Annotated in this window: 22 protein-coding genes and 1 tRNA gene; 20 read left to right on the top strand and 3 right to left on the bottom strand. The window is 53.2% G+C overall.

Annotated features, from left to right (window positions below):
* Positions 1-112 precede the first annotated feature (112 nt).
* The 17 genes from ACIQW9_RS05695 to ACIQW9_RS05615 all read left to right on the top strand — a co-directional run bounded on the left by ACIQW9_RS05695 (position 113) and on the right by ACIQW9_RS05615 (position 15906).
* Positions 113-197 (top strand) — tRNA-Leu (locus tag ACIQW9_RS05695).
* A gap of 115 nt (positions 198-312) precedes the next feature.
* Positions 313-672, top strand: coding sequence for an NADH-quinone oxidoreductase subunit A (locus tag ACIQW9_RS05690; protein ID WP_402334035.1), 360 nt, complete (start codon positions 313-315; stop codon positions 670-672).
* Positions 673-675: 3 nt separating this feature from the next.
* Complete coding sequence (locus tag ACIQW9_RS05685; RefSeq protein WP_011871307.1) at positions 676-1152, top strand: NADH-quinone oxidoreductase subunit B family protein; 477 nt, start codon at positions 676-678, stop codon at positions 1150-1152.
* Positions 1153-1170: 18 nt separating this feature from the next.
* Positions 1171-1767, top strand: a complete 597-nt coding sequence (locus ACIQW9_RS05680) for an NADH-quinone oxidoreductase subunit C (protein ID WP_402334032.1) — start codon at positions 1171-1173, stop codon at positions 1765-1767.
* Positions 1767-3020, top strand: coding sequence for an NADH-quinone oxidoreductase subunit D (locus ACIQW9_RS05675; protein ID WP_402334029.1), 1254 nt, complete (start codon positions 1767-1769; stop codon positions 3018-3020). Before ACIQW9_RS05680 ends, ACIQW9_RS05675 begins: the two co-directional genes overlap by 1 nt.
* 27 nt (positions 3021-3047) lie before the next feature.
* Positions 3048-3527, top strand: a complete 480-nt coding sequence (nuoE, locus tag ACIQW9_RS05670) for an NADH-quinone oxidoreductase subunit NuoE (protein ID WP_402334026.1) — start codon at positions 3048-3050, stop codon at positions 3525-3527.
* A complete protein-coding gene (nuoF, locus tag ACIQW9_RS05665; RefSeq protein WP_402334024.1) occupies positions 3524-4819 on the top strand; it encodes an NADH-quinone oxidoreductase subunit NuoF in 1296 nt (431 codons plus the stop codon). The genes nuoE and nuoF overlap by 4 nt, the downstream gene beginning before the upstream one ends.
* A gap of 51 nt (positions 4820-4870) precedes the next feature.
* Entirely contained in the window at positions 4871-7198 is a 2328-nt protein-coding gene (nuoG, locus tag ACIQW9_RS05660) for an NADH-quinone oxidoreductase subunit NuoG (RefSeq protein WP_402334021.1), read from the top strand.
* Complete coding sequence (nuoH, locus tag ACIQW9_RS05655; protein ID WP_402334019.1) at positions 7198-8271, top strand: NADH-quinone oxidoreductase subunit NuoH; 1074 nt, start codon at positions 7198-7200, stop codon at positions 8269-8271. Before nuoG ends, nuoH begins: the two co-directional genes overlap by 1 nt.
* Before the next feature lie 32 nt (positions 8272-8303).
* Positions 8304-8792 carry an NADH-quinone oxidoreductase subunit NuoI gene (gene nuoI / locus ACIQW9_RS05650; protein ID WP_011871300.1) on the top strand — a complete coding sequence of 163 codons (489 nt, stop codon included), beginning with the start codon at positions 8304-8306 and terminating at the stop codon, positions 8790-8792.
* Between the two features lie 67 nt (positions 8793-8859).
* A complete protein-coding gene (locus tag ACIQW9_RS05645; RefSeq protein ID WP_402334016.1) occupies positions 8860-9501 on the top strand; it encodes an NADH-quinone oxidoreductase subunit J in 642 nt (213 codons plus the stop codon).
* 10 nt (positions 9502-9511) lie between these two features.
* Entirely contained in the window at positions 9512-9820 is a 309-nt protein-coding gene (nuoK, locus tag ACIQW9_RS05640; RefSeq protein ID WP_402334013.1) for an NADH-quinone oxidoreductase subunit NuoK, read from the top strand.
* Between the two features lie 31 nt (positions 9821-9851).
* Entirely contained in the window at positions 9852-11909 is a 2058-nt protein-coding gene (gene nuoL / locus ACIQW9_RS05635; protein WP_402334010.1) for an NADH-quinone oxidoreductase subunit L, read from the top strand.
* Positions 11910-11935: 26 nt separating this feature from the next.
* Positions 11936-13426 (top strand): NADH-quinone oxidoreductase subunit M, encoded by a 1491-nt coding sequence (locus ACIQW9_RS05630; RefSeq protein ID WP_402334007.1) that lies wholly within the window; start codon positions 11936-11938, stop codon positions 13424-13426.
* Between the two features lie 43 nt (positions 13427-13469).
* A complete protein-coding gene (gene nuoN / locus ACIQW9_RS05625) occupies positions 13470-14954 on the top strand; it encodes an NADH-quinone oxidoreductase subunit NuoN (protein WP_402334004.1) in 1485 nt (494 codons plus the stop codon).
* 23 nt (positions 14955-14977) lie between these two features.
* Positions 14978-15283 carry a DUF2818 family protein gene (locus ACIQW9_RS05620; protein WP_402334001.1) on the top strand — a complete coding sequence of 102 codons (306 nt, stop codon included), beginning with the start codon at positions 14978-14980 and terminating at the stop codon, positions 15281-15283.
* 68 nt (positions 15284-15351) lie between these two features.
* Positions 15352-15906, top strand: a complete 555-nt coding sequence (locus tag ACIQW9_RS05615) for an NUDIX domain-containing protein (RefSeq protein WP_402333999.1) — start codon at positions 15352-15354, stop codon at positions 15904-15906.
* A gap of 67 nt (positions 15907-15973) precedes the next feature.
* Here the strand turns inward: ACIQW9_RS05615 and ACIQW9_RS05610 are convergent, their stop codons facing one another.
* On the bottom strand, positions 15974-17662 hold the full coding sequence (locus ACIQW9_RS05610) for an electron transfer flavoprotein-ubiquinone oxidoreductase (protein WP_402333996.1): 1689 nt from the start codon (positions 17660-17662) through the stop codon (positions 15974-15976).
* Positions 17663-17831: 169 nt separating this feature from the next.
* Between ACIQW9_RS05610 and ACIQW9_RS05605 the strand changes: the two genes are divergently transcribed.
* A complete protein-coding gene (locus tag ACIQW9_RS05605; protein WP_402333993.1) occupies positions 17832-18608 on the top strand; it encodes an SDR family oxidoreductase in 777 nt (258 codons plus the stop codon).
* Between the two features lie 44 nt (positions 18609-18652).
* Here the strand turns inward: ACIQW9_RS05605 and ACIQW9_RS05600 are convergent, their stop codons facing one another.
* On the bottom strand, positions 18653-19213 hold the full coding sequence (locus ACIQW9_RS05600) for a LuxR C-terminal-related transcriptional regulator (protein WP_402333990.1): 561 nt from the start codon (positions 19211-19213) through the stop codon (positions 18653-18655).
* Positions 19214-19346: 133 nt separating this feature from the next.
* Here ACIQW9_RS05600 and ACIQW9_RS05595 point away from each other — a divergent pair, with 133 nt between their 5' ends.
* Together ACIQW9_RS05595 and ACIQW9_RS05590 are read left to right on the top strand one after the other, a co-directional pair.
* Positions 19347-20045 carry a CoA transferase subunit A gene (locus tag ACIQW9_RS05595; RefSeq protein WP_402333987.1) on the top strand — a complete coding sequence of 233 codons (699 nt, stop codon included), beginning with the start codon at positions 19347-19349 and terminating at the stop codon, positions 20043-20045.
* Between the two features lie 23 nt (positions 20046-20068).
* Positions 20069-20722, top strand: a complete 654-nt coding sequence (locus tag ACIQW9_RS05590; RefSeq protein WP_402333985.1) for a CoA transferase subunit B — start codon at positions 20069-20071, stop codon at positions 20720-20722.
* Between the two features lie 90 nt (positions 20723-20812).
* Here ACIQW9_RS05590 and ACIQW9_RS05585 read toward each other — a convergent pair whose 3' ends face one another.
* Positions 20813-21607, bottom strand: coding sequence for a 3-hydroxybutyrate dehydrogenase (locus ACIQW9_RS05585; RefSeq protein WP_402333982.1), 795 nt, complete (start codon positions 21605-21607; stop codon positions 20813-20815).
* Positions 21608-21695 lie beyond the last annotated feature (88 nt).

Genomic DNA, 21695 nt, shown 5'->3' with positions numbered 1-21695 from the left:
TATTAATACGTATTTAGTGCATTTAAGAGTGTAAAAGTGCCTGTTTTATCATGTTTTGATGCAATTGTAGATTGAGCAAATGTCTTGAAGCGGGTTAGAATGTAAGGCTAATGCCGACGTGGTGAAATTGGTAGACACGCTATCTTGAGGGGGTAGTGGCGAAAGCTGTGCGAGTTCGAGTCTCGCCGTCGGCACCAAACAAAAACAAGGCCAGCAAGGGAGTGCCTGAGCTGGCTTTTTATCGACAGATAGTCGCTTAATTCAACGGATTTTTTGCGCGTCAATTAACCGTATAACTTACTGCTGCGAATCGTGAACCTCGAAACTTACTTCCCTGTTCTGCTTTTTATTCTGGTTGGCATTGGTGTTGGTGTCGTGCCTCAAGTCTTGGGGCGTATCCTCGGCCCGCACAAGCCAGACGCACAAAAACTCTCTCCTTACGAATGCGGCTTTGAAGCCTTTGAAGATGCGCGCATGAAGTTTGATGTGCGTTATTACCTCGTCGCAATTTTATTTATCCTGTTCGACCTCGAAGTGGCCTTCCTAGTTCCTTGGGCGGTAGCGATGCGCGAAGTAGGGATGCTCGGATTTTGGTCAATGATGATTTTCCTTGGAGTGCTGACTATCGGTCTGGTGTTCGAATGGAAAAAAGGCGCGCTGGATTGGGAGTAAGTCATGGCAATTGAAGGCGTATTGAACGAAGGCTTCGTTACTACGACAGCCGACAAGCTGATTAACTGGACTCGTACCGGTTCGATGTGGCCGATGACCTTTGGTCTCGCATGTTGCGCGGTAGAGATGATGCATGCCGGCGCTTCGCGTTACGACATGGATCGATTTGGCGTAGTGTTCCGTCCTTCGCCGCGTCAGTCCGACGTGATGATAGTCGCCGGCACACTGTGCAATAAAATGGCGCCGGCGTTGCGCAAGGTCTACGATCAGATGGCAGAGCCGCGTTGGGTGATCTCGATGGGTTCCTGCGCCAACGGTGGTGGTTACTATCACTACTCCTACTCGGTGGTGCGCGGCTGCGATCGTATCGTGCCAGTGGATGTATATGTTCCGGGTTGTCCCCCAACTGCCGAAGCGTTGTTGTACGGGATCATGCAATTGCAAAACAAGATCCGTCGTACCAATACGATCGCTCGCTAAGAGGCTGCCTAGTTAATTATGACGATCAAACTTGAACTCCTCGAATCGGCCTTGCGCAATGCGCTCGGCGATCAACTCCAAACTCTGACGCTTGCGTTGGGTGAAATCACCATCGTAGTAAATTCGAGAGATTATGCATCCGCCATGCGCGTACTGCGTGATCATGCCGATTTGCGCTTCGAAGAATTGATTGATTTGTGCGGTGTTGATTACTCGACTTATGGCGATGGCACCTGGGATGGGCAGCGTTTTGCTGTGGTATCGCATCTGCTGTCGATTACGCATAACTGGCGTGTACGTGTGCGCGTATTCGCTTCGGACGATGAGATGCCGGTGGTGGCATCGATGATGGAAATCTGGCCGGCTGCCAACTGGTACGAACGTGAAGCGTTCGACTTTTTCGGCATCCTGTTTGAAGGCCACAGCGATTTGCGTCGCATTTTGACCGACTATGGTTTTATCGGTCATCCATTCCGCAAGGATTTCCCAGTCTCCGGTTACGTTGAAATGCGTTACGACCCTGAGCAAAAACGGGTAATTTACCAACCCGTCACGATCGATCCGCGCGAAAACGTGCCGCGTGTGATCCGTGAAGAACAATACGGGATGAAATAATGGCTGAGATCAAGAACTACACCCTTAACTTCGGTCCTCAGCATCCTGCCGCGCACGGTGTGTTGCGCCTGGTTCTGGAGCTGGATGGCGAAGTGATTCAACGTGCCGATCCGCATATCGGTTTGTTGCATCGCGCGACCGAGAAGCTCGCCGAACAAAAGACCTATCTGCAATCGGTGCCGTACATGGATCGCCTCGACTATGTGTCGATGATGTGTAATGAGCATGCGTATGTGATGTCGATTGAGAAAATGCTCAATCTCGAAGTGCCTTTGCGTGCACAGTACATCCGCGTCATGTTCGATGAAATCACGCGCATCCTGAATCACCTGATGTGGCTGGGCGCACATGCGCTGGACGTTGGCGCAATGGGCGTGTTCCTGTACGCATTCCGTGAACGTGAAGATTTGATGGACTGTTACGAAGCGGTTTCCGGCGCGCGTATGCACGCTGCCTACTATCGTCCGGGCGGTGTTTATCGTGATTTGCCGGATGCAATGCCGCAACATCAGGCATCGATTATTCGTAACGCCAAAGCAATTAATAAATTGAATGAGAACCGTCAGGGTTCCCTGCTCGATTTCATTGAAGACTTTACCAATCGTTTCCCGACTTACGTCGATGAATACGAAACCCTGCTGACCGATAACCGTATCTGGAAACAGCGCCTGGTTGGCATTGGCGTGGTGACGCCGGAGCGCGCCATGGCAATGGGCTTTACCGGGCCTATGTTGCGCGGTTCGGGCATTGAATGGGATCTGCGTAAAAAGCAGCCGTACGAAGTGTACGACTTGCTGGATTTCGATATTCCAGTCGGTACCAACGGCGATTGTTACGATCGTTATCTGGTGCGCGTTGAAGAGATGCGTCAATCGAATCGCATCATCAAGCAATGCATTGAGTGGCTGCGCAATAATCCCGGTTCTGTCATGACGGACAACCACAAGGTTGCGCCGCCATCACGTGTAGACATGAAGTCGAACATGGAAGATTTGATCCATCACTTCAAACTGTTTACCGAGGGTTTCCACGTACCGGTGGGTGAGGCATATGCCGCAGTGGAACATCCAAAAGGCGAGTTCGGTGTTTATCTGATTTCGGATGGCGCGAATAAACCGTATCGGATGAAGATTCGTGCGCCAGGCTTCCCGCATCTGCAGGGTCTGGATGAAATGGCCAAGGGTCACATGATTGCCGATGCAGTAACCATCATCGGCACGCAAGATATTGTGTTTGGTGAGATTGACCGCTAATCGCGGCTCAATATTTGAGGCATAGACATGCTGTTATCAGAGCAAGCGTATAAAAAAATCGATCGCGAGATCGCCAAATTCCCAGCAGATCAGAAACAGTCTGCCGTTATGGCGGCACTCGCCATTGCGCAGGATGAAACCGGCTGGTTGCCACCGGAGGTGATGCAGGACGTTGCCGACTACCTTGGCATGCCGGCGATCGCGGTGCAGGAAGTGGCGACTTTCTACAATATGTATGACACTAAGCCGGTCGGCAAGCACAAGATTTCAGTGTGCACCAACTTGCCTTGCCTGTTGTCCGGCGGCGAGAGAGCCGCACACTATTTGAAACACAAACTCGGTATCGACTATCGTGAAACGACGGTAGACGGCCAGTTCACGCTGATCGAAGGCGAGTGCATGGGCGCTTGCGGCGATGCGCCTGTGATGATCGTGAATAACAAACGCATGTGCAGCTTCATGTCGGATGACAAGATCGATGCGCTGGTAGAGGAATTGAAAAAATGACCAGTCTGCATAATCGTCATATCAAGCCATTGATTTTGGCCGGCCTCACCGGTGATAACTGGGGTCTCGAAGAATATGTCAAACGCGGAGGTTACGCATCGCTGAAGCGTATCCTGAGCGAAGGCATGACGTCTGATCAGGTCATTGCTGAAATCAAGGCATCGACACTGCGCGGCCGTGGTGGTGCTGGTTTTCCAAGCGGTTTGAAGTGGAGCTTCATGCCGAAGAATTACGAAGGTCAAAAATATTTGATTTGTAATTCTGATGAGGGCGAGCCAGGCACTTTCAAGGATCGCGATATCCTGCGCTACAACCCGCATGCAGTGATTGAAGGCATGGCCATTGCTGCTTATGCGATGGGTGTCAGCGTCGGTTACAACTATATTCATGGCGAAATTTTCGCCGAATACGCACGTTTTGAAGAGGCGCTGGAACAGGCGCGTGCAGCAGGTTTCCTCGGTGATCGTATCCTGGGTTCAGCATACAGCTTTCAGTTGCACGCATTCCATGGTTATGGCGCGTATATCTGCGGCGAAGAAACCGCCTTGCTGGAGTCGATCGAAGGTAAAAAGGGTCAGCCGCGCTTCAAGCCGCCTTTCCCTGCCAGCTATGGCCTGTACGGCAAGCCAACCACGATTAACAATACCGAGACCTTTGCTGCGGTGCCTTTCATTTTTCAGGTGGGCGCTGAAGCTTATGCTGCAATGGGCAAGCCAAACAACGGTGGCACCAAAATCTTTTCGGTGTCCGGCGATGTTGAGAATCCTGGCAATTACGAAATTCCGCTCGGCACCCCATTTGCCGAATTGCTGAAGCTGGCAGGTGGTGTGCGCGGCGGCAAAAAGCTCAAGGCAGTCATTCCTGGCGGCTCGTCAGTGCCGGTCGTCAAGGGCGACCTCATGATGGCTACGGATATGGATTACGATTCGGTCGCCAAGGCCGGCTCCATGCTGGGTTCTGGCGCCGTCATCGTGATGGATGAAACACGTTGCATGGTCAAGTCGCTATTACGATTGTCCTACTTCTATTTTGAAGAGTCCTGCGGTCAGTGCACGCCGTGCCGTGAAGGTACCGGTTGGTTGTATCGCATGGTGCACCGTATCGAAAACGGGCAGGGCCGGGCGGAAGATCTCGATATGCTGAATTCGATTGCTGACAATATCCAGGGCCGCACGATCTGCGCGCTGGGCGATGCAGCTGCGATGCCGGTACGCGCGATGATTCTGAATTTCCGCGAAGAATTTGAATATCACATCGAGCATAAGCATTGCTTGGTACCTGCGTACGTTTAAGTCAGCTTGCTGAATACGTAACTGAGAACACTAAGGCAAAAAAGTATGGCCATGGTTGAAATCGAAATAGACGGTAAAAAAGTCGAAGTGGAAGCCGGCAGCATGGTGATGGACGCTGCCAATAAAATCGGCACCTACATTCCGCACTTCTGTTACCACAAAAAATTATCCATCGCGGCGAACTGCCGCATGTGTCTGGTCGAGGTTGAAAAAGCACCCAAGCCTTTGCCGGCTTGTGCGACCCCGGTCACACCCGGCATGATCGTGCGCTCGCATAGCGAGAAGGCAGTGCAGGCACAAAAAGGCGTGATGGAATTCCTGTTGATTAATCATCCGCTCGATTGCCCGATCTGCGATCAGGGCGGCGAATGCCAATTGCAGGATCTGGCGGTCGGCTACGGCGAATCAACTTCGCGTTACGCAGAAGAAAAGCGTGTGGTCGTACCGAAAGACGTCGGCCCGCTGATTTCGATGCAAGAGATGAGCCGTTGCATTCACTGTACGCGTTGTGTCCGTTTCGGCCAGGAAGTTGCCGGCGTGATGGAATTCGGCATGCTGGGTCGCGGCGAACACGCAGAGATTACTTCTTTTGTCGGCAAAACTGTCGATTCCGAATTGTCCGGCAACATGATCGATCTGTGCCCGGTTGGCGCACTGACATCGAAGCCGTTCCGTTACAGCGCTCGTACCTGGGAATTGTCGCGTCGCAAATCGGTGAGTCCACATGACGGCCTGGGTGCAAACCTGGTTGTGCAAGTGAAAGCCGGCAAAGTCATGCGCGTACTGCCGCTGGAAAACGACGACGTCAACGAATGCTGGATTTCGGACAAGGATCGTTTCTCCTACGAAGGTTTGAATAGCGAAGAGCGTCTGACCAGCCCGATGATCAAGCAAGACGGCAAATGGCAGGAAACCGACTGGCAGACCGCATTGGAATATGTTGCGCATGGTTTGCGCAACATCAAGCACGAACACGGTGCCGAGGCGATTGCCGCTCTCGCCACGCCGGATTCGACGCTGGAAGAATTATCCTTGCTGGGCAAACTCGTGCGCGGCATGGGTTCCAACAATGTTGATTTCCGCTTGCGTCAGGCCGATGCTTCGCTGGATGCATCGATTACGCCATGGCTGGGTATGTCGATCAATGAATTTGCGGGCTTGAAGCGTGCATTCGTCATCGGTTCCTTCCTGCGTAAAGATCATCCTTTGCTGGCAGCGCGTTTGCGTCAGGCAGTCAAGCAAGGTGCCAACGTCAGCATTCTGCATGCGACGGATGACGATCTGCTGATGCCGGTTGCCAACAAGATGATCAAGGCGCCATCCGATTGGCTGGCAGCGTTGTCTGAAGTCGTGGCAGCAGTTGCGCAAGCTAAAGGCATGACTGCACCAGCGGGCTTTGAAAACATTCAAGCTTCTGTGGAAGCCAAGCAAATCGCGGCCAGCCTGTTGTCCGGCGAGCCAAAAGCAGTATTGCTCGGTAACGCTGTATTGCAACATCCGCAAGCGGCCCAACTGCACGCTGCGGCGCAATGGATTGCACAAAATACCGAAGCAAAATTCGGCTTTCTGACGGAAGCGGCAAACAGTGTTGGTGGCTATGTGGCAGGTGCGAACGGTGCTTCTGCGGCGCAGATTTTCGCTCAGCCGCGCAAGGCATTTTTGCTGTTGAACGCAGAGCCTGAGCTGGATACCTTTAACCCGCAAGTTGCACGTCGCGCGTTGGAGCAGGCTGAAATGGTTGTGGTCATGTCGCCATTCAAACACAGCGCAGACTTCGCCGATGTATTGCTGCCGATCGCACCGTTCTCGGAAACTTCCGGCACCTTTGTCAACTGCGAAGGTCGTGCACAAAGTTTCAACGGCACCGTCAAGCCACTGGGCGATACACGCCCGGCCTGGAAGGTATTGCGCGTACTGGGCAATCTGACCGGTCTGCAGGGTTTTGAGTACGAAACTTCGGAAGCAATCCGTAACGAAATTCTCGGTGTGAGTGCACCGGCAGATGCAAATCTGACGGCGCATCTGAATAATTTAGGCAAGACGGCGCCGCAAGCTGCTGCGGCGGCAACGACATCGTCGCTGGAACGCGTTGCCGATGTATCGATTTATGCGACCGATGCCATCGTGCGTCGTGCGCCAGCGTTGCAAGAAACCAATGATGCCGCCGTGCCACAAGCATGGTTGTCGTCCGAGTTGGCGAGCAAGCTGGGTGTCGCTGCCGGTGATCGAGTCAAAGTAAAGCAGGGTGAGGGTAGCGCAGTGCTGGTCGCAGCGATTGCTCCTACATTGCCAGCGAATGTGGTGCGCGTAGCTGCCGGACGTCAGGAGACTGCAGGCTTGGGCGCGATGTTTGGTGCTATCAGCGTGGAGAAAGCGTAATGGATCAATTGTTGGCATCCGTCCACGCAACGGGTAACTCTTTCCTCGGCGATTACTGGTTGCTGGTGTGGACTCTGGTAAAAATCGTTGCGGTTGTTGCGCCATTGATGGGCGCGGTTGCTTATCTGACTTTGTGGGAACGCAAAGTCATCGGCTGGATGCATGTGCGTCATGGCCCTAACCGCACCGGCCCTGCAGGTTTGCTGCAACCGATCGCCGATGGCGTCAAACTATTGCTCAAAGAGATCGTCGTTCCGGCGAAATCGAGCAAGGCGCTGTTCTTGATCGCTCCTATCATGACCATCATGCCAGCGTTGGCGGCGTGGTCGGTAATTCCGTTCGGACCTGAAGCAGCATTGGCAAACGTCAACGCAGGCTTGCTGTTCGTGATGGCGATTACTTCGCTGGAAGTCTACGGTGTGATCGTGGCAGGCTGGGCATCGAACTCCAAATATGCCTTCCTCGGTGCGATGCGTGCCTCGGCGCAAATGATTTCATATGAAATCGCGATGGGCTTTGTGCTGGTGATTGTATTGATGGTGTCGGGCAGCCTGAATCTGTCGGAGATCGTTCTGCAACAAACCAGCGGTCGTGGTGCCGACATGGGCCTGACCTTCCTGTCGTGGAACTGGTTGCCGCTGCTGCCGATGTTTGTCATCTACATCATTTCCGGTACAGCTGAATTGTTCCGTCACCCATTCGACGTGGTGGAAGGCGAGTCAGAGATTGTTGCCGGACACATGGTTGAATATTCAGGCATGTCATTTGCAATGTTCATGTTGGCTGAATACGCAAACATGATTTTGATTGCGATGCTGGCAACGCTGATGTTCCTGGGCGGCTGGTCGTCACCGATTGATGCGATGCCATTCACCTGGATTCCGGGCTGGATCTGGCTGGGTATCAAGACGCTGTTTGTCGTGACCCTGTTTATCTGGTTCCGTGCATCGTTCCCACGCTATCGCTACGATCAAATCATGCGCCTGGGTTGGAAAGTATTCATTCCATTGACTTTGGTTTATCTGTTGATCGTTGCGATCTGGATGAAAACCCCGTGGAATATCTGGCATTAATGCAGCAAGGCTGAGCAAAAAGGGAAGCCAAAATGGAAGCAATCAAGGATTTTTTCGGTAGTTTGATGTTGCGCGAGATGCTCAAGGGCATGGCCCTGACCGGACGCTATATGTTCTCGCGCAAGATTACCGTGCAGTTCCCGGAAGAAAAGACACCGCAGTCGCCGCGTTTTCGTGGTTTGCATGCGCTGCGTCGTTATCCGAACGGTGAAGAGCGCTGTATCGCCTGCAAACTGTGTGAAGCAGTGTGTCCTGCAATGGCGATCACGATCGAATCGGAACAGCGTGACGACGGCAGCCGTCGCACTACACGGTACGACATCGATTTGACCAAATGTATTTTCTGCGGCTTCTGCGAAGAATCCTGCCCGGTCGATTCGATTGTGGAAACACATATTTTCGAATACCACGGCGAGAAACGCGGCGATCTGTACTACACCAAGGAAATGCTGCTGGCAGTAGGTGATCGCTACGAAACCGAAATTGCAGCTGCACGCACCGCCGACGCGGCCTATCGTTGATTAATAGTATTAGCAGCGTTTTTAGGCTTACCTTTACGCTGACTTTTTGCTGACTTTTTGGTTGATTATGGAATTTACAACTGTATTGTTTTACGTGTTTTCAGTGATTCTGATCCTCGCTGCCATACGTGTCGTCACCGATTCCAATCCGGTACATGCAGCATTGTTCCTTGTGCTGTCGTTCTGTACGGCTGCAGCATTGTGGATGCTGCTCAAGGCGGAATTCCTTTCCATCGTACTGGTGCTGGTATATGTCGGCGCAGTGATGGTGCTGTTCCTGTTCGTTGTCATGATGGTCGACATCAAGCTCAGCAATGTGCGTGAAGGCTTCTGGGGTTATCTGCCGCTGGCAGCGACCATCGGTGTTGTGATTGTGCTGGAAATGGCAGCCGTTCTGTTCCGCGGTTTCTGGAAAGCGCATACGCACGTGCCGGAAGCAGCGGCCATGATCGGCAACACAAAAGAGCTGGGCAAGCTGATTTATACCCAGTATCTGTATGCATTCGAGCTCGCTGCATTGCTGTTGCTGGTAGCGATGGTGGCGGCAGTGGCTTTGACGATGCGCAAGCGCAAAGATACCAAGTATTTTGCGCCTGGAGATGCGGTCAGAGTCAAGGCGGGTGATCGTCTGCGCATCGTGAAGATGAAAGCGGAATCCACACGCGCCAACGGCGATCAATCAGCTGCTCCTGCAGCAGAACAAAAATAAGGGGAGTGTTGTGGAGTTATCGCTCGTACATTACCTGATTCTCGGCGCGATCCTGTTCGCGATCTCGATAGTCGGTATTTTTCTGAATCGTAAAAACATCATCGTTTTATTGATGGCCATCGAATTGATGCTGTTGTCGGTAAATATGAATTTCGTCGCGTTCTCCTACTATCTTGGTGACGCCGCCGGCCAGGTTTTTGTTTTCTTCATTTTGACGGTAGCCGCCGCTGAAGCTGCAATCGGTCTTGCCATTCTGGTTTCCATGTTCCGTACATTGGACACCATTAATGTCGAAGATCTTGACAGTCTCAAAGGCTAATTCCGAACAATAACGATAAGGTTTCATCATCATGGCGGGGCAACTTAACCCACACCTCCTTCTGATCGTACCGCTGGCACCACTTGCGGGATCACTGATTGCTGGTTTGTTTGGTACCAAATTTTTTGGCAATTTAATCGGCCGCAAGGCGTCGCATTCCGTGACGATACTTGGCGTGTTGATCGCATTCATCCTGTCCTTGCACACGATGTCGCTGGTTCTTGACGGCGCCACGTTCAATGACAGTTTGTATACATGGATGACGGTCGCCGGACTGAAACTTGAAGTCGGCTTTCTAATCGACAGTCTGACCGCGATGATGATGTGCGTGGTGACCTTTGTGTCGCTGATGGTGCATATTTACACGGTAGGTTACATGGAAGAAGATGAAGGCTATAACCGCTTCTTCTCCTACATTTCCCTGTTCACGTTTGCCATGCTGATGCTGGTCATGAGCAACAACTTCCTGCAGCTGTTTTTCGGTTGGGAAGCTGTGGGTCTGGTGTCCTACCTGCTGATCGGTTTCTGGTACACCAAACCGACCGCAGTCGTGGCGAACATGAAAGCCTTCCTGGTTAACCGTATCGGCGATTTCGGTTTCATCCTGGGTATTGGCTTGTTGCTGGCTTATGCCGGTTCCATGGATTACGCTGAAGTCTTCGCAAAGAAAGATGAGTTGGCGCTGCTGACTCTGCCGGGTACCGACTGGATGCTGCTGACGGTAGCCTGCATTTGCCTGTTCATCGGTGCGATGGGTAAATCGGCTCAGTTCCCGCTGCACGTCTGGCTGCCTGATTCGATGGAAGGCCCAACCCCGATTTCCGCACTGATTCACGCGGCGACGATGGTGACGGCAGGTATCTTCATGGTGGCACGCATGTCGCCGCTGTTCGAGTTGTCGGATACGGCCTTGTCCTTCATCCTGATCATCGGCTCGATTACTGCGCTGTTCATGGGCTTCCTGGGCATCATTCAAAACGATATCAAACGCGTAGTCGCTTATTCGACGCTGTCGCAACTGGGTTACATGACCGTAGCACTCGGTGCATCGGCTTACTCGGTTGCCGTGTTCCACTTGATGACGCATGCATTCTTCAAGGCGCTGCTGTTCCTTGCTGCAGGTTCCGTCATCATCGGCATGCATCATGATCAGGACATCCGCAATATGGGTGGTCTGCGCAAGTACATGAAGATCACATGGATTACTTCCTTGCTGGGTTCGCTGGCATTGATTGGTACACCATTGTTCTCGGGCTTCTACTCGAAAGACAGCATCATTGAAGCGGTGCATGCGACTCATATTACTGGCGCAGGCTTTGCCAACTTTGCAGTACTGGCTGGCGTGTTCGTGACTGCGTTCTATTCCTTCCGCATGTACTTCCTGGTATTCCACGGTGAAGAACGTTTCGGCAAGGCACATGCTGATCATGCGCATGACGATCATGCTCACGCTGATGACGAACATGACGATGCGGCGCATCACGGTCTGGCTCCCGGCCAAAAACCGCACGAGTCGCCTTGGGTGGTGACGCTGCCGTTGATTCTGCTGGCGATACCATCGGTTGTGATCGGCTACTTTGCGATCGAACCCATGTTGCATGGCGATTTCTTCAAGGGCGTGATTACCGTTGATCCGAAGCATGGCGGCATGGCAGAACTGAGTGAAATGTTCCATGGTGCAATGGCAATGGCGATCCACGGTCTGCAAACGGCGCCGTTCTGGCTGGCGTTGGCTGGCGTGGTGTCGGCTTACTACTGCTACATGATCAATCCGCGCGTTCCAGCCTGGTTCTTCAAGAATTTCCATGCCGTGTACAAGCTGCTCGACAACAAGTACTACATGGATAAATTCAATGAAGTCGTCATTGCCCGCGGTGCACGTGCACTGGGTGGTGGTTTTTCCAATGTGGGCGACAAGACACTGATCGATGGATTGATCGTGAACGGCAGTGCGAAGCTGGTGGGATGGTTCTCAGGTATCGTTCGTACGCTGCAGACCGGCTACATTTATCACTACGCATTCGTCATGATTCTCGGCGTGCTGGGTTTCCTGATTTATTTCTTGCCGTTCCCATCGTTCGCCCAATAAGTTAGCGAAATAGAGCAAATAAAAACATGATGCAGTCAACATTTCCCCTGTTAAGTCTCGCGATCTGGTTGCCAATCGCGTTCGGTATCGTCGTGATAGCTTTCGGTCGTGACGACAATCCAAACGTTGCGCGCAGCGTATCGCTGGTCGGTGCCATCGTCAGTTTCCTGGTGACCTTGCCGCTGATACAGAAGTTCGATAACGCAGCGCACGGTATGCAGTTCGTTGAAAAATTCAAGTGGATTGATATTTTCAACATCAACTACTCGCTCGGCGTCGATGGTTTGTCGATGTGGTTCGTCGTATTGACTGCCTTCATCACGATTTTCGTCGTGATCGCAGGCTGGGAAGTGATCGAGAAGCGCGTAGGCCAGTACATGGGTGCATTCCTGATCCTGTCCGGTTTGATGATCGGCGTGTTCTGTGCTCTCGACGGCTTGCTGTTCTATGTGTTCTTTGAATCGACACTGATTCCGATGTTTATCATCATCGGCGTGTGGGGCGGTGCAAATCGCGTCTATGCATCGATCAAGTTCTTCCTCTACACCTTCTTCGGCTCGCTGCTGATGCTGGTCGCATTGCTGTACCTGTACTTCAAGTCCGGTCACAGTTTCGACATTCTGGCATGGCATACCTTGCCGCTGCCTATGGATGCGCAGATCCTGATCTTCCTGGCATTCCTGATGGCGTTTGCCGTCAAGGTGCCGATGTGGCCGGTGCACACATGGTTGCCGGATGCTCACGTGGAAGCGCCAACCGGCGGTTCCGTCGTGTTGGCAGCGATCATGCTGAAACTCGGCGCATACGGCTTCCTGCGTTTCTCGCTGCCGATCACGCCGGATGCCAGTCATTACCTGTCCAGCTTCATGATCACGCTGTCGTTGATCGCCGTGATCTATATCGGTCTGGTCGCGCTGGTGCAAAAGGATATGAAAAAGCTGGTGGCGTATTCTTCGATTGCGCACATGGGCTTCGTCACACTGGGCTTCTTCATGTTCAACGACATGGCAGTGCAGGGCGGTATCGCACAAATGATTTCGCACGGCTTTGTGTCGGGCGCGATGTTCCTGTGTATCGGTGTGTTGTACGACCGTATGCATACACGTAATATCGCTGACTACGGCGGCGTCGTGAACACCATGCCTAAATTCGCTGCATTCTTCGTGCTGTTCTCGATGGGTAATGCCGGTTTGCCGGCAACCTCGGGTTTCGTTGGCGAATTCATGGTGATTCTGGGCGCGGTCCAATACAATTTCTGGATCGGCATGCTGGCAGCCACCGCATTGATTCTGGGTGCAGCGTATTCACTGTGGCTGGCCAAGCGCGTGCTTTTTGGCGCTATTGCCAATCACCACGTGGCGGAACTGACAGATATCAACAAGCGTGAATTCCTGATGCTTGGGCTGCTCGCCATTGCTGTTTTGGCTATGGGTCTGTATCCGGCGCCTTTCACAGATGTTATGCAGACTTCGGTCGCTGATTTGCTCAAGCATGTCGCGATTTCGAAGCTTCCTTAACGTTCTGCAACCGCGCAACTGAACGCACACACACTGCGACAAAATGAATAATTTGAATCTGATACCTGTCATTCCTGAAATCTTCCTGGCAATTGCGACTTGTGCAATTCTGCTGATCGATTTGTTTCTGTCGGATGCGAAACGCTACCTGACTTATATATTGTCGCTCGCAACTCTGGTTGTGTGCGCAGTACTCAGCCTGAGCGATTTCAATGCGGGCGCGACTAGCTACAGTTTCGGCAATATGTTCGTCTCGGACCCAATGTCGAACCTGCTCAAGTTCTGCACGTATATTGCGGTCGGCCTGACGCTCATCTATTCGCGCCAGTATCTGGAAGATCGTCAAATGGTGAATGGCCGTCTGGGCGGCGAGTTCTACATCCTGTCGCTGTTTACCGTCCTCGGTCAGATGGTGATGATGTCGGCCAATAACTTCCTGATCATTTATCTCGGTCTCGAAATCATGTCGCTGTCGCTGTATGCGCTGGTTGCTTTCCGTCGCGACAATGCTGTGGCAATTGAAGCAGCGATGAAATACTTTGTCCTCGGCGCACTGGCTTCCGGCTTCCTGCTGTACGGTATTTCGATGTTGTACGGCGCGACCGGTTCGCTCGATTTGACTGAAGTTGCGCGTGTGATTGCAACTGGCGCTGTCAACAAGCCGGTACTGATTTTCGGTCTGGTATTCGTGGTGGCCGGCCTGGCGTTCAAGCTTGGCGCCGTGCCATTCCATATGTGGGTGCCGGACGTTTATCAAGGTGCGCCAACTGCGGTGACGCTGATGCTGGGCGGTGCGCCGAAGCTGGCTGCATTCGCCATCACGATACGTCTGCTGGTGGAAGCCTTGCCTGCGCTGGCTATCGATTGGCAGCAAATGCTGACGATACTTGCCGTGCTGTCAATGGCGATCGGCAACATTACCGCGATCATGCAAACCAATATCAAACGCATGCTGGCCTATTCGACCATCTCGCAAGTTGGTTTCATTCTGCTCGGCCTGCTGTCTGGCGTAGTGGCGGGTGCGGATGGTGCGACCACCAACGGCTATGGCGCGGCAATGTTCTATGTCATTACGTATGTACTGACTACGCTGGGCATGTTCGGCGTCATCATGCTGTTGTCGCGTGCCGGTTTTGAAGCGGACAACATTGACGACTTTAAAGGTTTGAATCAACGCAGCCCATGGTTTGCCTTCGTTACATTGTTGCTGATGTTTTCGCTGGCCGGCGTGCCGCCAGTCGTCGGCTTCTACGCCAAGCTGGCAGTCTTGCAAGCGGTTCTGAGCACGGGACAAATCTGGCTCGCAGTGGTGGCGGTGCTGTTCTCGCTGATCGGTGCGTTCTACTATCTGCGCGTGGTCAAGGTCATGTACTTCGATGAACCGGCTGATACGGCGAAGATCGTTGCCAGCAAGGATGTCACCGTGACCCTGAGTATCAACGGCGCAGCATTGCTGGCCTTGGGCCTGGTGCCCGGGCCGCTGATGACAGCCTGTGCGGCTGCCATCATCAAGACGCTCGCGTCCTGATGGCGATGACAGGCGCTTACTGAATGGATGTGTCGCTGGCAAGCTGGTTTGTGATTTTGTTGGCGCTCTTTTGCGCCAACCTGCCATTCTTCAATGAGCGTCTGTTCGCCGTCATTCCTTTTTCACGCCAGATCAAGCCGGTCTGGTTGCGCCTGATCGAATTGTTCCTGCTGTATCTGGCGGTCGGCCTGGTGGCCGACTTGCTGGAGTTGCGTATCGGTAGCGTGTTCCCGCAAGGCTGGGAATTTTATGCCATTACAGGTTGTCTATTCCTCGTGCTGGCCTATCCAGGTTTTGTCATGCGCTATATGCGCAAGCATCATCACTGAGCGTCAGGAAAAACGCTTTTCCATTATTTCCATCTGTCGCATGTCTAGAGCGTTATCGGAGCCGGAATATGGATAATCATCTGAAAGAAATTCGCATCGACAGTACGCTGGCCTACGATGGCCACTTCCTGAAAGTGCAGCGCGATACAGTGCGTCTGCCAAATGGTCAGCCGACTACGCGTGAATACATCAAGCATCCTGGCGCCGTCGTGATTCTGCCGCTATTCGACGATGGCTCTGTATTAATGGAACGTCAGTTTCGTTATCCGCTGGATCGTGTCTTTATCGAATTTCCGGCCGGGAAAATCGATCCTGGCGAACAGCCATTGGCCTGCGCCCAGCGTGAGTTGCTGGAGGAGACCGGTTATACGGCAAGCGATTGGCAATTCGTCTGCACGATACACAATGCGATTGCCTACGCTGATGAACATCTGGATTTATATCTGGCGCGCGGCTTGATCGAAGGGGAACGCAAGCTCGATGACGAAGAGTTCCTCGAAACCTTCAAGGCTGCGCCATCCGATTTGCTGGGCTGGATACGCGAAGGCAAGATTACCGATGTGAAGACCGTGATAGGCGCGTTCTGGCTGGAAAAAATATTGCGCGGTGAATGGAAAATTTGATCGCAGCGCAGTAAAAACAGATCGTAAAAAAAGCCGCATAGCGGCTTTTTTCTTTTCCTGCAGATATTTACATATTCGGATAGTTCGGCCCGCCACCGCCTTCCGGCGTCACCCAAACGATATTCTGCGTAGGATCCTTGATGTCACAGGTTTTGCAATGCACGCAGTTTTGCGCGTTGATCTGCAGCTTGTCTGCACCGGCCTCATCCTTGATGAATTCATACACCGCCGCCGGACAGTAGCGTGCTTCCGGACCGGCATATTCAGCCAGGTTGACTTGCACCGGTACGGCCGAATCTTTCAGCGTCAGGTGTATGGGCTGATCTTCTGCATGGTTGGTATTGGAGATGAAAACCGAAGACAGGCGATCGAAGGTCAGGATGTTGTCCGGTTTCGGATACGCGATAGGCTGGAACGCGGCGGCAGGGCGCAGGCATTCATGGTCTGCATGCGTATTACGCAGGGTCCACGGCGCCTTGCCGCGCAACAGCATTTGATCGATGCCGAACATGATGGAGCCGGTGTACAGGCCCTTGCTCATCCACGGCTTGAAGTTGCGTGCGACATGCAATTCTTCATGCAGCCAGGACTGTTCAAATGCGGCCGGATACGCACTCAATTCATCGTACTGGCGACCAGCGGCAAGCGCCGTGAAGGCGGCGTCCGCTGCCAGCATGCCGCTCTTGATGGCGGCATGGCTGCCCTTGATGCGGCTGCCGTTCAGGAAGCCGGCTTCACAGCCTATCAATGCGCCACCACCAAAGACCAGCTTGGGCAGGGATTGCAAACCACCGGCAGTAATGGCGCGTGCACCGTAGGAAATACGTTTGCCGCCTTTGAAGAACTTGCTGATTTCCGGATGTGTTTTGTAGCGCTGGAATTCTTCAAACGGCGACAGATAGGGATTGTCGTAACCGAGACCAACTACGTAACCGACGGCGACCTGATTGTTTTCCAGGTGATACAGGAAGGAGCCGCCATAGGTATCGCTCTTCAGTGGCCAGCCGGCAGTGTGAATGACGAGCCCCGCTTGATGCAGGGCCGGATCGATTTCCCACAACTCCTTGATGCCGATGCCGTAAGTTTGTGGCGCCTTGCCCTGGTTGAGCTTGAACTTCTCCATCAACTGCTTGCCGAGGTGGCCGCGCGAACCTTCGGCGAACAATGTGTATTTGGCGTGCAGTTCCATTCCGAGCTGGAAAGCAGCAGTCGGCTGGCCGGCACGGTTGATGCCCATATTGCCGGTAGCCACGCCTTTGACGGAGCCATCGTCGTTGTACAAGATTTCTGCCGCCGGAAAACCGGGGAAGACTTCCACTCCCAGCGCTTCGGCCTGTTGCCCCAGCCAGCGGACCACATTGGCCAGCGAGACGACGTAATTTCCGTGATTCTGGAAACAGGCCGGCAGCAGAAAGTTTGGTGTTTTGTAGGCTTTGCTCTCGGTCAGGAACAGGAAGCGGTCTTCGCTGACGGGAGTATGGAGCGGTGCGCCCAGCTCTTTCCAGTCGGGCAGCAATTCGGTCAGCGCCTGCGGATCCATGACGGCGCCGGAAAGAATGTGTGCGCCCAGTTCGCCGCCTTTTTCCAGAATGCAAACGGAAACTTCGTGATTTTGTTCGGCGGCAAGTTGCTTGAGTCGAATTGCCGCCGCCAAGCCGGCCGGTCCGCCGCCGACTATCACAACGTCGTATTCCATTGCTTCGCGTGGACCGTATTGGGCTAACAGGCTGGATTCTGGGAGAGGGGTCTGGGTCATGGTAAAAACAGTCTAATTATCTGCATGCGAAGGCCTTATTGCCTCGCGGTTTCGCAGTGAGTACGAAGTGTAAAACGCGCATTGCTGCGCTTTCGTGTAATCATAACGCCTCCAAGGTCACTTTTTGTTTTTCGTACGTTAATAATCAAGAGCAAGTCAGGAGAATGTCGTGGGCATAGAAGTCAATTTTGAAGGCAAAGTCGCCCTGATTACCGGCGCTTCCAGCGGACTTGGCGCACGCTTTGCAAAAGTACTGGCGATGGCTGGTGCGCAAGTCGTGCTGGCGGCGCGTCGTGTAGACAGACTCAAGGAATTGCGTGCCGAGATCGAGGCAGAGGGCGGCGCCGCGCATGTCGTGACGCTGGATGTCACCGATTATGCCAGCATCAAATCTGCCATCGCACATGCAGAAACTGAAGCAGGAGCGATCGATATCCTGGTCAATAACGCCGGCGTTACCGCCAGCGGACGCCTGCTCGATGTGACGCCGGAAGAATACGCCTACGTGATGGATACCAATCAGCGCGGTGCATTTTTCGTGGCGCAGGAAGTGGCAAAGCGGATGATTGCGCGCGCCAAGGGCGATCCGAAGAAGCAGCACTGCATTATCAATATTGCTTCGGTCGCGGCCTTGCGCGTAGTACCGGAACTTGGTGCGTACAGCATGAGCAAGGCGGCGCTGGTGCACATGACGAAGGCGATGGCGGTGGAGTGGGGCAGGTTCGGCATCAACGTCAATGCGATCTGTCCGGGCTACATCGGCACCGAGCTTAATCAAGAGTACTTCAAGAGCGAACAGGGGAAGCAGTTGCTGGATACCCTGCCGCGCAAACGTATCGGCAAGCCGGAAGATCTGGATGGTTTGCTGTTGCTATTGGCGGGGGAAGAATCGCACTTCATCAACGGCGCCATCATGACGGCCGACGACGGCATGAGCGCGCATTAAGTTTTTACTCTTCAGGTCGGGGCAAAATTTAATGCAGCACCGATTTACCGCAACACGCCTAGCAGGCGATTGATCAGTTCGCTGGCAGTGCTTGCGGTAAATTTTCGCATCAGTTTCGATCTATGCATTTCCACTGTGCGTGGACTGAGCCCGATTTGCTGCGCAATCAATTTGCTGGTTTTCCCATCGACCAGCATGGCGGCAATTTCACGTTCGCGCGGCGTCAGCGCCGCCGTCACCGGTCGCTTTTCACTCAAATCGTCGAAAGTCCAGATGCCGGCCGCATGCGGATCATCCGCCACCAATGCGCGGCCGCTGACATGACACCAGAATAACTGCCCATCTGCGCGTTTCATGATGCGCTCGTCCGAATAAGAACCTTTTTCATTCATGATAGGAATGATGCGCGCACCGGTGCGCTCGAATTCTGTGTAGCTCGGGTACAGCACGGAAAATGACAATCCGGCCAGTGCACCGTCCGGGTAGCCAAACATGTGCGTCAATGCAGCATTGCAGGCGTGTATCACCCGATGCTGCGAGATACACATTCCGATAGGCGCATGCTGGAAGATGCTTTCATAGTCTATGTTTGCCGAGTCCATCATTGATGCCCTGCCTTTTCAGCTTGCTACTCGTAGTTCTACGGTATTGTGATTGGCGTCGCCACGTCTTATGCTGGCTGACACACTACAGACGTTCTCGTTGGTGACGGTTTACTCTACACAAAGAAGGGTGACGATGAATAAAGTTTATCCCGATGCAGCGCTGGCGCTGGCCGATATAGTCAGTGATGGGCAAACCATTGCCGTTGGCGGTTTCGGCTTGTGCGGAATTCCGGAAGCCCTGATTGCAGCATTGCGCGACTCCGGCGTGAAGAACCTGACGGCAATTTCCAACAATGCAGGCGTGGACGATGCCGGACTGGGGCAATTGCTGGCAACGCGCCAGATCAGGAAAATGATTTCCTCCTATGTAGGCGAAAACAAGGAGTTTGAGCGTCAGTACCTGGCCGGTGAACTGGAAGTGGAATTTACGCCGCAAGGCACGCTGGCCGAAAAACTGCGCGCCGGTGGCGCCGGCATCCCGGCATTTTTTACCAGAACCGGCATAGGCACTGTCGTTGCGGAGGGCAAGGAAGTGCGTGAATTTGATGGTGAGCAATATGTGATGGAACGCGCGCTGATTGCTGATGTTTCTCTCGTCAAGGCATACAAGGCGGATAAGGCCGGAAATCTGGTGTACCGGCACACGGCGCGCAACTTCAATCCGAATGTGGCGATGGCGGGGAAAATCACCGTGGTGGAAGTGGAAGAGCTGGTCGAGATCGGCGAGATCGATCCCGACGATGTGCATACGCCGGGTATTTTCATTCATCGCATCGTGTTGAATGCGCATCCGCAAAAACGCATAGAGCAGCGTACCTTGCGTGCCAGCTAGTTGAAAAATACGCGGAGAACGATATGGTATGGACCAGAGACCAAATGGCTGCACGCGCAGCACAGGAATTGCATGATGGCGCTTACGTCAATCTCGGCATCGGCTTGCCGACCCTGGTTGCCAATTTCATCCCGGCAGATGTTCACATCTGGCTGCAATCGGAAAACGGTTTGCTCGGGATAGGTCCGTTTCCCACCGAAGATGAAGTCGATCCGGATCTGATCAATGCCGGCAAACAGACGGTGACCTCGTTGCCGGGCTCATCGTATTTCAGTTCGGCAGATTCCTTTGGCATGATACGCGGCGGAAAAATCGATATCGCCTTGCTGGGTGCGATGCAGGTTTCCGAAAAAGGCGATCTGGCCAACTGGATGATACCGGGCAAGATGGTCAAGGGCATGGGCGGTGCGATGGATCTGGTGGCCGGCGTCAAACGCATTGTGGTGTTGATGGAACATATGGCACGCGCCAAAGATGGTTCGATTGCGCACAAGATTTTATCTTCATGTGATTTGCCACTGACCGGCGTGGGCGTAGTCGATCGCATCATCACGGATTTGGGCGTGATCGATATCACGCCAAAGGGATTGCACCTGGTTGAACTGGCGCCTGGCGTGACGAAAGAAGAAGTGGTGGCAAATACCGGCGCGCCGCTGGATGTGAGTGCGCTGCATTAACCGCCGGGAAAAATCAAGGAAGAAGATTGTGATTGAAGATTTTTAAAGAGCACCGTTTAAAAGTTTTAAACGGTGCGAGTTCTTGCATCTTTATTGCGCAGTCCATCCACCATCCATACTCCACGCCGCACCGCGCACCTGATTGGCGGCTTCGCTGCAAAGAAATACCGCTAAAGCGCCCAGCTGTTCCGGCGTGACAAATTCTCCCGACGGCTGTTTTTCCGCCAGCAAACCTTTCTTGGCCTCGTCATTGGATACGCCTTCATTTTCTGCGCGTACATCGACCTGTTTTTGCACCAGCGGTGTCAACACCCAGCCGGGGCAGATCGCATTGCATGTGACGCCGGTTTGCGCAGTTTCCAGTGCCGCGACTTTGGATAATCCGACGATGCCATGCTTGGCCGCGACATAGGCTGATTTTTGTGCCGAGCCGACCAGGCCATGTGCGGATGCAATGTTAATGATGCGTCCCCAGTTCTTCTCTTTCATTGCGGGAAGCGCGAGGCGTGTTGTATGGAATGCGGAAGAGAGGTTGATGGCGATAATCGCATCCCATTTTTCGACCGGGAAATCTTCGATGTCTGCAACATGCTGAATACCGGCATTGTTGACCAGGATATCGACACTACCGAATTTTTCGGCAGCAAATTGCATCATCGCCGCGATTTCCTGTGGTCTGGACATGTCGGCCGGATGATAAATCGTCTGTACGCCGTAGTCCTTCGTCAGCGCGACTTGCAGCGCGGCGATTTCATTTGCATCGCCGAAACCGTTGAGTACGATATGCGCGCCTTGCTGCGCCAGTGCGCGTGCAATTCCCAAGCCTATGCCGGAAGTGGAGCCGGTAATCAATGCCGTTTTGCCGCGCAGAGGTGTGTTTTGCATGATGGGCCTTTCAGGCTGAGATTTCAGATGCTGCGATCTTTGATAAGATTTTACGCTCAAGAGTCGTAAAATACGGCATATATCCAAT

Origin of the sequence: Herminiimonas sp. NPDC097707, from assembly GCF_044761395.1 — a bacterium.
Lineage (GTDB): Bacteria > Pseudomonadota > Gammaproteobacteria > Burkholderiales > Burkholderiaceae_D > Oxalicibacterium.
The sequence above is the reverse complement of the archived record's forward strand: the minus strand, read 5'-3'. Positions and strand labels throughout refer to the sequence as shown.